The 12,673-nt window shown below is 39.8% G+C and carries 11 protein-coding genes; 10 read left to right on the forward strand and 1 reads right to left on the reverse strand.

The genetic code is table 11. From position 1 onward, the window contains the following. The first annotated feature begins 19 nt into the window (after window positions 1-19). The 5 genes from DSY56_RS00660 (at window position 20) to ciaH (ending at window position 6,153) form a co-directional block, all read left to right on the forward strand. Window positions 20-871: a putative PEP-binding protein gene (locus DSY56_RS00660; protein ID WP_234990545.1), complete on the forward strand. Its 852-nt coding sequence runs from the start codon at window positions 20-22 to the stop codon at window positions 869-871. Beyond that, window positions 831-1,271 carry an ASCH domain-containing protein gene (locus tag DSY56_RS00665; protein WP_112443504.1) on the forward strand — a complete coding sequence of 147 codons (441 nt, stop codon included), beginning with the start codon at window positions 831-833 and terminating at the stop codon, window positions 1,269-1,271. The genes DSY56_RS00660 and DSY56_RS00665 overlap by 41 nt, the downstream gene beginning before the upstream one ends. A 122-nt stretch (window positions 1,272-1,393) precedes the next feature. Beyond that, window positions 1,394-3,940, forward strand: a complete 2,547-nt coding sequence (locus tag DSY56_RS00670) for a M1 family metallopeptidase (RefSeq protein ID WP_112443505.1) — start codon at window positions 1,394-1,396, stop codon at window positions 3,938-3,940. Window positions 3,941-4,154: 214 nt separating this feature from the next. Next, window positions 4,155-4,829, forward strand: coding sequence for a two-component system response regulator CiaR (ciaR, locus tag DSY56_RS00680; protein ID WP_000590639.1), 675 nt, complete (start codon window positions 4,155-4,157; stop codon window positions 4,827-4,829). Beyond that, a complete protein-coding gene (ciaH, locus tag DSY56_RS00685; protein ID WP_112443506.1) occupies window positions 4,819-6,153 on the forward strand; it encodes a two-component system sensor histidine kinase CiaH in 1,335 nt (444 codons plus the stop codon). Before ciaR ends, ciaH begins: the two co-directional genes overlap by 11 nt. Window positions 6,154-6,181: 28 nt before the next feature. Here the strand turns inward: ciaH and DSY56_RS00690 are convergent, their stop codons facing one another. After that, on the reverse strand, window positions 6,182-6,469 hold the full coding sequence (locus DSY56_RS00690) for a DUF3270 domain-containing protein (protein WP_112443507.1): 288 nt from the start codon (window positions 6,467-6,469) through the stop codon (window positions 6,182-6,184). Between the two features lie 139 nt (window positions 6,470-6,608). Here DSY56_RS00690 and DSY56_RS00695 point away from each other — a divergent pair, with 139 nt between their 5' ends. From DSY56_RS00695 to DSY56_RS00715, 5 genes are all read left to right on the forward strand, one after another. Further along, window positions 6,609-7,538 carry a peptidase U32 family protein gene (locus tag DSY56_RS00695; RefSeq protein ID WP_112443508.1) on the forward strand — a complete coding sequence of 310 codons (930 nt, stop codon included), beginning with the start codon at window positions 6,609-6,611 and terminating at the stop codon, window positions 7,536-7,538. Window positions 7,539-7,736: 198 nt separating this feature from the next. Further along, on the forward strand, window positions 7,737-10,187 hold the full coding sequence (locus tag DSY56_RS00700; protein ID WP_112443509.1) for a bifunctional DnaQ family exonuclease/ATP-dependent helicase: 2,451 nt from the start codon (window positions 7,737-7,739) through the stop codon (window positions 10,185-10,187). A 36-nt stretch (window positions 10,188-10,223) separates the two neighbouring features. Then, entirely contained in the window at window positions 10,224-11,447 is a 1,224-nt protein-coding gene (locus DSY56_RS00705; RefSeq protein WP_112443510.1) for an FtsW/RodA/SpoVE family cell cycle protein, read from the forward strand. A gap of 10 nt (window positions 11,448-11,457) precedes the next feature. After that, window positions 11,458-12,012, forward strand: coding sequence for a DJ-1 family glyoxalase III (locus DSY56_RS00710; protein ID WP_112443511.1), 555 nt, complete (start codon window positions 11,458-11,460; stop codon window positions 12,010-12,012). Window positions 12,013-12,096: 84 nt separating this feature from the next. Beyond that, window positions 12,097-12,660, forward strand: a complete 564-nt coding sequence (locus tag DSY56_RS00715; RefSeq protein WP_200832311.1) for an HAD family hydrolase — start codon at window positions 12,097-12,099, stop codon at window positions 12,658-12,660. Window positions 12,661-12,673: the final 13 nt, after the last annotated feature.

Raw genomic sequence — 12,673 nt, forward strand, 5'->3', positions numbered from 1 at the left:
TGCTCTTAGTGGCGAAAAAATTCTTGAAAAAGTTTATCCTCAACTATTTCACTACATTGGAATGATTCGTGGGGAATACTTGTTGAGAGAGCTTAATCAAAACATCCTATTACCCAGTTGTCAGCAATTTGTAAAAGATTATCTAGAGACTATCTGCTCCCTGTACTCAAATGAAGAAGTTTGGTATCGTTTTTCTGAATTAACGAATATAGAAGCTAATTGTCTAAAGGGGACTAAAGAGTATTTTGATGAACGCCATCCTTTGTTTGGTTATAGAGGGACTAGGCGTTTACTGGCGTGTCTGGATGAATTTCAGGCTGAAGCACATGTCGTTACAGAAGTTTATCAAATCAATCCCAATCTGTCTGTTATCTTTCCTTTTGTCAATGATGCCGATCAATTAAAACAAGCTATTACAGTATTGCGTCGGCATGGCTTTACTGGGAAAATTGCCACGATGATTGAATTACCGTCAGCATATTTTGACTTGGACAGAATAATGGAAACGGGCATTTCAAAGATTGTAGTTGGAATGAATGATTTGACTTCTTTTGTTTTTGCGACTGTGAGAAACAGTCAATGGCATGATATGGAAAATCCAATTATGTTAGATATGTTGAGACAGATGCAGGATAAAGCAAGGACGAAAAAGATTGACTTTGCTGTAGCAGGATATCTGAATGTTTCTTTCATACAAAAAATGAATCAGATGGGTATCGAATGCAATATCCACTATAGTTCTATTCCAGAGATTTTTGATTTAGAGATTGACCATGCAGATCATCTTAAACACATAAAAGAAGAAAGTAAAAAATTACAAAGGAGCGCCCATGACACCGCAAGAAATGTGGAATGCATACAAGAAAATTAACCCCTCTATAGGAGATCAAATCGATGCTTGGGCTTTTGGAGTGGAACCAGACCTTTTAGCAGATTTGGTTTTAAGAGGCGAAAAGACTGCAACAGCATCAGCCTACGACCTCTATGCACTAGAAGCCGAGTCTCTTCCTCAAGAAGGAACTTTTGATGTCATTTTAGATAGTCAAAATCAGGCTGTCTGCATTGTCGAAATTACAAAGGTTTCTGTTAAATCCTTCAATCGAGTATCAGCTGAACATGCCTATAAGGAAGGTGAGGGAGACAAATCACTTACCTATTGGCGTCAGGTTCATGAGGATTTTTTCACAGACTGTTTGGGTGAAGCAGGACTGACTTTTACACCTGAAAGCAAGGTTGTTTTAGAAGAATTTCGCAAGGTCTACCCACTGTAGGCTATTAGAAGGAAGAAAGTTTTGGAAATCGCCGTCCAATCCTTTTTTCTTAAGCAAAACATGATATAATAAGTTTGTTTGAAGAAGAGCTTTAGCTCTTAAACTTAGAATAGGAGAAAACTATGCAAGCAGTTGAACATTTTATTAAGCAATTTGTTCCTGAACATTATGATTTATTTTTAGACTTGAGTCGTGAGACCAAGACGTTTTCTGGAAAGGTGACTATTAGTGGCCAAGCACAGAGTGACCGCATTTCCCTTCATCAAAAAGACTTGGAAATCGCTTCTGTAGAAGTTGCAGGTCAAGCTCGTCCATTTACAGTTGACCATGAAAATGAAGCCCTTCATATCGAATTGGCTGAGGCTGGTCAAGTTGAAGTGGTTATCGCTTTCTCAGGAAAAATTACAGACAACATGACAGGGATTTACCCTTCTTATTACACAGTTGATGGAGTCAAGAAGGAAGTCTTGTCTACTCAGTTCGAGAGTCATTTTGCGCGCGAAGCCTTCCCATGTGTGGATGAGCCAGAAGCCAAAGCAACTTTTGACCTCTCTCTACGTTTTGACCAAGCAGAAGGTGAATTGGCCTTGTCTAACATGCCAGAAATCGATGTTGAAAAACGTAAGGAAACAGGTATCTGGAAGTTTGAGACAACACCTCGCATGTCTTCTTACTTGTTAGCCTTTGTTGCGGGTGATTTGCAAGGTGTGACCGCTAAAACTAAAAATGGTACCCTTGTAGGTGTCTACTCAACCAAAGCTCACCTATTATCTAATCTTGATTTCTCACTGGACATTGCTGTTCGCTCTATTGAGTTTTACGAAGATTACTACGGAGTTAAGTACCCGATCCCTCAATCTCTCCACATCGCCCTTCCTGACTTCTCAGCTGGAGCTATGGAAAACTGGGGTCTTGTGACCTACCGTGAAGTTTACTTGGTTGTGGATGAGAACTCTACCTTTGCCAGCCGTCAACAAGTTGCTCTTGTTGTGGCACATGAGTTGGCTCACCAATGGTTTGGTAACCTCGTTACTATGAAATGGTGGGATGACCTTTGGCTCAATGAAAGCTTCGCTAACATGATGGAGTACGTCTGTGTGGATGCCATTGAGCCAAGCTGGAATATCTTTGAAGATTTCCAAACAGGTGGAGTACCTCTTGCTCTTGAACGTGACGCGACTGATGGTGTTCAGTCTGTTCACGTCGAAGTTAAACACCCAGATGAGATCAATACGCTCTTTGACGGAGCTATCGTCTATGCCAAAGGAAGTCGCCTCATGCACATGCTTCGTCGTTGGCTAGGTGATGCCGATTTTGCCAAAGGTTTGCACGCCTACTTTGAAAAACATCAGTACAGCAATACAATTGGTCGTGACCTTTGGGATGCTCTTGGTCAAGCATCTGGCCGTGATGTTTCAGCCTTCATGGATTCTTGGTTGGAACAACCTGGTTATCCAGTTCTCACTGTCAAAGTTGAAAATGATGTCTTGAAGATTTCACAAAAACAATTCTTCATCGGTGAGCACGAAGATAAGGACCGTCTCTGGGTTGTGCCACTTAATAGCAACTGGAAAGGTTTGCCTGATACACTTGAAACTGAAAGCATCGAAATTCCAGGCTACGCAGCTCTTCTTGCTGAAAACAAAACGGCACTTCGCCTCAACACTGAAAATACAGCCCACTACATTACAGACTATCAAGGAGACTTGTTAGATGCTGTTCTTGCTGACCTAGTTGAGCTTGATAACACAAGTAAACTGCAAATCGTTCAAGAACGTCGTTTGCTTGCTGAGGCAGGGCACATTTCTTATGCTGACTTGCTCCCAGTTCTTGATAAACTTGCTAAGGAAGAATCTTACCTTGTCGTTTCAGCTGTTTCTGAAGTCATTTCTGCCCTTGAGCGCTTTATCGATGAAGGAACAGAAGCTGAAAGAGCCTTCAAAGCCTTGGTTGCTAAATTGGCTCGTCACAACTATGACCGTCTTGGTTTTGAAGCTAAAGACGGAGAATCAGATGAGGATGAATTGGTTCGTCAGTTGGCTGTTTCTATGATGATTCGCTCAAATGATGCAGAAGCTAGTCAAGTCGCTAGCCAAATCTTCGCGGCTCACAAGGAGAATCTTGCAGGACTTCCAGCAGCTATTCGTTCACAAGTCCTTATCAATGAGATGAAACATCATGAGACTAAAGACTTGTTAGAACTTTATCTTGATACTTATACTCACGCAACAGATGCTGTCTTTAAACGTCAGTTGGCAGCTGCTCTTGCTTACAGTACAGATGCGAACAATATCCAAACCTTGATTGCTTCTTGGAAGGACAAATTTGTGGTCAAACCGCAGGACTTGTCTGCTTGGTATTACCAATTCCTAGCTCACCAAGTAACTCAGGAAACAGCATGGTCTTGGGCACGTGAAAACTGGGCTTGGATTAAGGCAGCTCTTGGTGGAGATATGAGCTTTGATAGCTTTGTTATCCTTCCTGCACACGTATTTAAGACTCAGCAACGCTTGGCAGAGTACAAGGAATTCTTTGAACCACAACTTTCTGACCTTGCTCTTAGCCGTAACATCGGTATGGGAATCAAGGAAATTGCAGCGCGTGTTGACTTGATTAACCGTGAAAAAGCTGCAGTGGAAGCAGTCGTTCTTCAATACGGAAATTCATAAATGAGCCTAAAATAAAAAGAAAACTCAGCTATCTCATGTAATACTCTTCGAAAATCAAATTCAAACCACGTCAGCGTCGCCTTACCGTACTCAAGTACAGCCTGCGGCTAGCTTCCTAGTTTGCTCTTTGATTTTCATTGAGTATAAAATGCAGAGAGTTGAGTTTTTTTTAAGGCAAATTTGGTATAATGGTTTTAATAAGGAGGAGTTTCTCATGATAAAAATCTTATTGGTTGAGGATGACCTAGGCCTGTCAAATTCAGTATTTGACTTTTTAGACGATTTTGCGGATGTCATGCAGGTATTTGATGGGGAAGAAGGTCTCTACGAAGCTGAAAGTGGCGTCTATGATTTGATTTTGCTCGATTTGATGTTGCCTGAAAAAAATGGCTTCCAAGTCTTGAAAGAATTGCGTGAAAAGGGGATTACGACTCCAGTTCTGATCATGACTGCCAAGGAAAGTTTGGATGATAAGGGACATGGATTTGAACTGGGAGCGGATGATTATCTGACCAAACCTTTCTACCTCGAAGAACTCAAAATGCGGATTCAAGCCCTTCTCAAACGTTCAGGCAAGTTTAATGAAAACACCTTGACTTATGGAAATATTGTGGTTAATTTGTCAACCAATACCGTTAAAGTCGAAGATACTCCTGTCGAATTGCTAGGTAAAGAGTTTGATTTATTAGTTTATTTCCTTCAAAATCAAAATGTTATTTTGCCTAAGACTCAGATTTTTGATCGTCTATGGGGATTTGATAGTGACACAACGATTTCGGTTGTCGAAGTCTATGTTTCAAAAGTCCGTAAGAAATTAAAAGGAACCACTTTTGCAGAGAATTTGCAAACCTTGCGCAGTGTTGGGTATATTTTAAAAGATGTTCAGTAAACTAAAAAAAACATGGTATGCGGATGATTTTAGTTATTTTATTCGCAACTTTGGTGTCTTCACTCTGATTTTCTCTACAATGACTCTGATTATTTTGCAGGTCATGCATTCGAGTCTCTATACTTCGGTAGATGATAAGCTTCATGGACTGAGTGAAAATCCTCAGGCAGTTATTCAGCTTGCTGTAAATAGGGCAACAGAAGAGATTAAAGATTTAGAGAATGCCGCTACAGATACTAGTAAGACTGAGATAAAACCCAATGTCAGTTCCAATACGGAGGTTATTCTTTTTGATAAGAATTTTACACAGCTCCTTTCTGGAAATCGATTTTTGGGATTGGATAAGATTAAGTTAGAGAAAAAAGAACTAGGCCATATCTATCAGATTCAGGTTTTTAATAGCTATGGACAAGAAGAAATCTATCGCATGATTTTGATGGAAACCAATATCAGTTCGGTTTCAACCAATATCAAGTATGCAGCTATCTTGATTAATACCAGTCAGTTGGAGCAGGCCAGTCAAAAGCACGAACAATTGATTGTGATTGTGATGGCAAGTTTCTGGATTTTGTCTTTACTTGCCAGTCTCTATCTAGCTAGGGTCAGTGTTAGGCCTCTGCTTGAGAGCATGCAGAAGCAACAGTCCTTTGTGGAAAATGCTAGTCATGAGTTACGAACTCCACTCGCAGTTTTGCAAAATCGCTTAGAGACCCTTTTTCGTAAGCCAGAAGCAACCATTATGGATGTAAGCGAAAGCATTGCCTCTAGTTTGGAAGAAGTCCGAAATATGCGTTTTTTGACAACAAACTTGTTGAACTTAGCTCGTAGAGATGATGGCATTAAGCCAGAACTTGCAGAAGTTCCAACTAGTTTTTTCAATACGACTTTCACAAACTATGAGATGATTGCTTCGGAAAATGATCGTGTCTTCCGTTTTGAAAATCGGATCCATCGTCCGATTGTGACGGATCAACTGCTCTTGAAGCAGTTGATGACTATCTTATTTGATAATGCTGTCAAGTATACTGAAGAGGATGGTGAAATTGATTTTCTTATCTCGGCGACCGATCGTAATCTTTATTTGCTAGTTTCCGATAATGGAGTCGGTATTTCGACAGAAGATAAAAAGAAAATTTTTGATCGTTTTTATCGAGTCGACAAGGCTAGAACCCGGCAAAAAGGTGGCTTTGGTTTAGGATTGTCCCTAGCCAAGCAAATTGTAGATGCGCTAAAAGGAACCATTACTGTTAAAGATAATAAGCCAAAGGGAACAATCTTTGAAGTGAAGATTGCCATTCACACACCATCTAAAAAGAAAAAATAAACATATCGCTCCAGACGGGGCGATATGTTTATTTTTTAAGTTTTCGTTTGATAATAGAGCGTTGGACTTTTAAAACAAGTAAGCTGGATACTATTGCTGCAGGTAAGGCGAGCACAGTTGTTAATTTTAATGATAAAAAGATAAAACTAAAGATAGCAATGCAGATACAAAAAACAGCGATATTGACAAAAAATAAAATTTCTTTGAGATTGCTATCAGCTTGTGCTTCAGGTGTATAAGCTTGATAATGAGGAAGTTGCTGGTTTAATTCTTCTTGATAGTCTACTTCATAGGATTGTAATTTTCTTACGGGCATGATTCTCTCCTTAACAGTACATACCTATTTTATCATTTTTTCAGCAGAGAATTATTACAGAAAGGTTACAAAAAGAATAAGGTCCCTTTTCATTTTCAAAGAATAGCTGATTTTGGAGAAATATGGTATAATTTTTCCTATGGAAAAGATTATCATTACAGCAACTGCTGAAAGTATTGAACAAGTTAAACAATTGCTCGAAGCTGGCGTAGACCGTATCTATGTCGGTGAGAAAGATTTTGGCCTTCGTCTACCAACGACCTTTAGTCATGACCAATTGCGTGAAATCGCTAAGCTGGTTCATGATGCTGGTAAGGAATTGATTGTTGCAGTCAATGCCCTCATGCACCAAGATATGATGGACCGTATCAAACCTTTCTTAGACTTTTTGGAAGAAATCAAGACAGACTACATTACGATTGGGGATGCAGGTGTCTTCTACGTAGTCAACCGCGATGGTTATTCATTTAAGACCATTTATGATGCTTCAACTATGGTGACAAGCAGTCGTCAGATTAACTTCTGGGGACAAAAGGCTGGCGCATCTGAGGCTGTTTTGGCGCGTGAAATTCCATCGGCTGAACTCTTCAAAATGCCAGAGATTTTAGAAATTCCTGCTGAAGTTTTGGTGTACGGTGCTAGTGTCATCCATCATTCTAAACGTCCACTTTTGCAAAACTACTATAACTTTACGCATATCGATGATGAAAAGACGCGCAAGCGTGACCTCTTCTTGGCAGAGCCAAGTGACCCAGAGAGCCACTATTCCATTTTTGAAGATAATCATGGTACCCATATCTTTGCCAATAACGACCTTGATTTGATGACTAAATTGACAGAATTGGTGGAGCATGGTTTTACCCATTGGAAATTAGAAGGACTTTATACTCCAGGTCAAAACTTTGTTGAGATTGCAAAACTCTTTATCCAAGTGCGTAGCTTGATTCAAGAGGGCAACTTTAGCCATGACCAAGCCTTCTTGCTGGATGAAGAAGTGCGTAAACTTCACCCTAAAAACCGTTTCCTTGATACAGGATTTTATGACTACGATCCTGACATGGTTAAATAAAGTAAATGATTCGTTGAGAGAAGAAAGATGCAAACATTTCTTCTCTCAATTTTTCTTATTCTCCAATATTTTCAAAAAATAAGTAGGCTAGGATGCTCTATTTATTAGGATTTTTAAGAAAAGTGACCTTCTTGAGTTTGAAAATTATCCTATGTTTGCAGGTGCCAAATGGCCCTTTTTTTGGTATAATTTTTTATAATGAAAACGATTGGTAATCGCTATGTTGTGGTGGATTTAGAGGCAACTAGCACAGGTAGTAAGGCTAAAATTATCCAAGTGGGAATTGTCGTGATTGAGGACGGAAAAATCGTCGATCACTATACGACGGATGTCAATCCACATGAACCCTTGGATGCTCATATCAAAGAACTGACAGGATTGACAGACCAACGTCTGGCGCAAGCACCTGATTTTTCGCAAGTTGCTAGAAAAATCTTTGACTTGGTGGAGGATGGGCTTTTTGTAGCCCATAATGTTCAGTTTGATGCCAATCTTTTGGCGGAAAATTTATTTTTTGAAGGCTATGAACTAAGAAATCCTCGTGTTGACACGGTCGAATTGGCCCAAGTCTTTTTCCCTGAACTGGAAAAATATAGTTTGCCGATATTGTGCCGAGAATTAGGAATTCCTCTAAAACACGCTCACACAGCCCTTTCAGACGCCCAAGCTACAGCGGAATTACTCTTATTTCTACGGGAAAAGATGGCCCAGCTTCCGAAAGGTCTCTTGGAACGCTTGCTGGAAATGGCTGACGCTCTCTTATATGAGTCCTACCTGGTTATTGAGGAAATTTATCGCAACCAATCTATCCTTAGTTCTCCAGACTTGATTGAAGTTCAAGGGCTATATTTCAAGAAAACTGCAGCTCCCAATGAGCCACGAAAACTATCTCAAGATTTTTCTAAAAATATTTCTTTGTTGAACCTTGAAGTGAGGGAGGAACAAGAAAGTTTTGCTAAAGAGGTTGGCTTGCTATTGAAAGATGAGCCTGTCTCTCTGATTCAAGCGCCGACAGGGATTGGGAAAACTTATGGCTATCTCTTACCCGCTTTGTCCCAAGTAAAAGAGCGTCAGATTATCCTTAGCGTTCCGACAAAGATTCTTCAAAATCAAATCATGGAAGAAGAAGGTAAACGCCTCAAGGAAGTATTTCATACATATATTCATTCTTTAAAGGGGCCTCAAAATTATTTGAAGTTGGATGCCTTTTATCGTTCCTTGCAGGAAAATGATGAAAATCGCTTATTTAGACGCTTTAAAATGCAAGTCTTGGTCTGGCTGACTGAGACAGAGACAGGGGATTTGGATGAGATTGGGCAACTCTACCGTTATCAACATTTTCTAACAGATCTTCGTCATGACGGAAAGTTATCTTCTAAAAGTTTATTTGTAACAGAAGATTTTTGGAAACGTAGTCAAGAAAGGGCAGAGACCTGCAAGCTTTTAGTGACCAATCATGCCTATCTTGTAACCAGACTGGAAGATAATCCTGAATTTATCAGTGACCGTTTATTGATTATTGATGAAGTTCAAAAAGTTTTGTTGTCTCTAGAAAATCTGCTTCAAGAGACCTACGATATCCAGTCTATTATCGATTTGCTTGATAAGGCTTTACTGGAGGAGCAAAATAAGGTTCAGCAACGAATACTAGAAAGTATTCGCTTTGAGTGCCTCTACTTGATAGAACAATTTCAGTCTGGCAAATCTAGGAAAAATATCTTAGATTCTCTGGTCAATCTCCATCAGTATTTTTCAGAATTAGAGGTAGAAGGCTTTGAGGAGCTGGTTCGCTATTTTACAGCTGACCGAGATTACTGGCTTGAAGCAACTGAAACGGGTCAAAAGAAAATTCAGATTTCTTCTACGAAATCAGGCCGTATTCTTCTATCTTCTTTAGTGCCTGATTCGTGTCAAGTCTTGGGAGTGTCGGCTACTCTTGAGATTAGTCAGAGAGTTTCTTTGGCAGACCTGTTAGGCTATCCCGAAGCTAAATTTGTTAAGATTGAAGCTGGTAAAAAACAGGATCAAGAAGTGGTCTTGGTCAAGGATTTTCCTCTAGTAACAGAAATTTCCTTAGAAGTCTATGCCAAGGAGGTAGCTGATTTGCTGATGGGAGTTCAAGCTTTCCAACAACCGATTTTGGCTCTCTTTACTGCCAAAGACATGCTTCTAGCAGTATCGGATTTACTTCCAGTTAGCCACTTGGCCCAGTATAAAAATGGTGATGTTCATCAACTGAAGAAACGCTTTGAAAAAGGAGAACAACAAATCTTGCTTGGTGCAGCAAGTTTCTGGGAGGGAGTTGATTTTTCAAGCCATCCTTTTGTGATTCAAGTTGTACCAAGACTTCCTTTCCAAAATCCTCAAGAGCCCTTGACGAAAAAGATTAATCAAGAACTGAATCAAGAAGGGGAAAATGCCTTTTATGATTATCAGTTGCCAATGGCCATTATTCGTTTAAAACAGGCTTTGGGAAGAAGTATGAGACGTGAACACCAACGTTCCTTAACCCTCATTCTGGATAGGAGAATTGTCGGAAAACGATACGGCAAGCAAATAGTGACTTCTCTAGCAAAAGAAGCGAGTGTTACAACGATTGCTCAATCTGAAGTTAATGAGGCTATTGATAGATTTTTAAATGAACTTTGATAAATAGTATTGTATGAAAGTATAAGGTTAGTGTATATGAAACGTTCTCTCGACTCTAGAGTCGATTATAGTTTGCTCTTGCCAGTATTTTTTCTACTGGTTATTGGCGTGGTGGCTATCTATATAGCCGTTAGTCATGATTATCCAAATAATATTCTGCCCATTTTAGGGCAGCAGGTCGCCTGGATTGCCTTGGGGCTTGTGATTGGTTTTATCGTCATGCTCTTCAATACAGAGTTTCTTTGGAAGGTGACCCCCTTTCTATATATTTTAGGCTTGGGACTCATGGTTTTGCCGATCGTCTTTTATAATCCAAGCCTGGTTGCATCAACGGGTGCCAAAAACTGGGTATCAATAAATGGAATTACCCTATTCCAACCGTCAGAATTTATGAAGATATCCTATATTCTCATGTTGGCTCGTGTGATAGTTCAATTTACAAAGAAACATAAGGAATGGAGACGCACGGTTCCGCTGGACTTTTTGTTAATTTTTTGGATGATTCTCTTTACCATTCCAGTCCTAGTTCTTTTGGCACTTCAAAGTGACTTGGGGACGGCTTTGGTTTTTGTAGCCATTTTTTCAGGAATCGTTTTATTATCAGGGGTTTCTTGGAAAATTATTATCCCAGTATTTGTGACTGCTGTAACAGGAGTTGCTGGTTTCTTAGCAATCTTTCTTAGCAAGGACGGACGAGCTTTTCTTCACCAGATTGGAATGCCGACCTACCAAATCAATCGGATTTTGGCTTGGCTCAATCCCTTTGAGTTTGCCCAAACAACGACTTACCAGCAGGCTCAAGGGCAGATTGCCATTGGGAGTGGTGGCTTATTTGGTCAGGGATTTAATGCTTCGAATCTGCTTATCCCAGTTCGAGAGTCGGATATGATTTTCACGGTCATTGCAGAAGATTTTGGCTTTATTGGCTCTGTCCTTGTTATCGCCCTTTATCTCATGTTGATTTATCGTATGTTGAAGATTACTCTGAAATCAAATAACCAATTCTACACCTATATTTCCACTGGCTTGATTATGATGTTACTCTTTCATATCTTTGAGAATATCGGTGCCGTAACAGGTTTGCTTCCTTTGACTGGGATTCCCTTGCCTTTCATTTCTCAAGGGGGATCAGCTATTATCAGTAATTTGATTGGTGTTGGCTTGCTTTTATCGATGAGTTACCAGACTAATCTAGCTGAAGAAAAGAGCGGAAAAGTTCCATTCAAACGGAAAAAGGTTGTATTAAAACAAATCAAATAAGGAGAAAATCATGGTAACAGTAGCAGTTATGTTAGCTCAGGGCTTTGAAGAAATTGAAGCCTTGACAGTTGTAGATGTCTTGCGTCGCGCCAATATCACTTGTCATATGGTAGGATTTGAAGAGCAAGTGACAGGCTCGCACGCAATCCAAGTAAGAGCAGATCGTGTCTTTGATGGTGATTTATCAGACTATGACATGATTGTCCTTCCTGGAGGGATGCCTGGTTCTGCACATTTGCGCGATAATCAGGCTTTGATGCAAGAATTGCAAAGTTTCGAACGAGAAGGGAAGAAACTGGCAGCTATTTGTGCGGCGCCAATTGCCCTCAATCAAGCAGGGCTATTGAAAAACAAGCAGTACACTTGTTATGACGGTGTTCAAGAGCAAATCCTTGATGGTCACTACGTCAAGGAAACAGTAGTGGTAGATGGTCATTTGATAACCAGTCGAGGTCCATCAACAGCCCTTGCCTTTGCCTACGAGTTGGTGGAGCAATTAGGAGGAGACGCAGAGACTTTACGAACAGGAATGCTCTATCGAGATGTCTTTGGTAAAAATCAGTAAAACGGGAGTTATTCTCTCGTTTTTCATGTGGAAAAATCAGGGAAATCATCGCTTTTTTCATAAAAAAATGCTATAATGAAGGGTATGAAATATCACGATTATATCTGGGATTTAGGTGGAACTTTACTGGATAATTATGAAACTTCAACAGCTGCCTTTGTTGAAACATTGGCACTGTATGGCATCACACAAGACCACGATAGTGTCTATCAAGCTTTAAAGGTTTCTACTGATTTTGCGATTGAGACATTCGCTCCCAACTTAGAGCATTTTTTAGAAAAATACAAGGAAAATGAAGCCAGAGAGCTAGAACACCCGATTTTATTTGAAGGAGTTTCTGAACTATTGGAAGACATTTCAAATCAAGGTGGCCGTCATTTTTTGGTCTCTCATCGAAATAATCAGCTCTTAGAAATTTTAGAAAAAACTTCTATAGCAACCTATTTTACGGAAGTAGTGACTTCTAGCTCAGGCTTTAAGAGAAAGCCAAATCCTGAGTCTATGATTTATTTAAGAGAAAAATATCAGATTGGCTCTGGTCTTGTCATTGGTGATCGGCCGATTGATATTGAAGCAGGTCAAGCTGCAGGACTGGATACCCACTTGTTTACCAGTATCGTGAATTTAAGACAAGTATTAGACATGTAAGAAAAAGGAATAA

The organism is Streptococcus sp. 596553 (genome assembly GCF_900411395.1).
Lineage (GTDB): Bacteria > Bacillota > Bacilli > Lactobacillales > Streptococcaceae > Streptococcus > Streptococcus mitis_BA.

Bases quoted from the DNA above. Each gene is read 5' to 3' on its own strand.
- DSY56_RS00665 (WP_112443504.1), top strand. From the start codon at position 831: ATGACACCGCAAGAAATGTGGAATGCATACAAGAAAATTAACCCCTCT.
- DSY56_RS00670 (WP_112443505.1), top strand. From the start codon at position 1,394: ATGCAAGCAGTTGAACATTTTATTAAGCAATTTGTTCCTGAACATTAT.
- ciaR (WP_000590639.1), top strand. From the start codon at position 4,155: ATGATAAAAATCTTATTGGTTGAGGATGACCTAGGCCTGTCAAATTCA.
- ciaH (WP_112443506.1), top strand. From the start codon at position 4,819: ATGTTCAGTAAACTAAAAAAAACATGGTATGCGGATGATTTTAGTTAT.
- DSY56_RS00690 (WP_112443507.1), bottom strand. From the start codon at position 6,469: ATGCCCGTAAGAAAATTACAATCCTATGAAGTAGACTATCAAGAAGAA.
- DSY56_RS00695 (WP_112443508.1), top strand. From the start codon at position 6,609: ATGGAAAAGATTATCATTACAGCAACTGCTGAAAGTATTGAACAAGTT.
- DSY56_RS00700 (WP_112443509.1), top strand. From the start codon at position 7,737: ATGAAAACGATTGGTAATCGCTATGTTGTGGTGGATTTAGAGGCAACT.
- DSY56_RS00705 (WP_112443510.1), top strand. From the start codon at position 10,224: ATGAAACGTTCTCTCGACTCTAGAGTCGATTATAGTTTGCTCTTGCCA.
- DSY56_RS00710 (WP_112443511.1), top strand. From the start codon at position 11,458: ATGGTAACAGTAGCAGTTATGTTAGCTCAGGGCTTTGAAGAAATTGAA.
- DSY56_RS00715 (WP_200832311.1), top strand. From the start codon at position 12,097: ATGAAATATCACGATTATATCTGGGATTTAGGTGGAACTTTACTGGAT.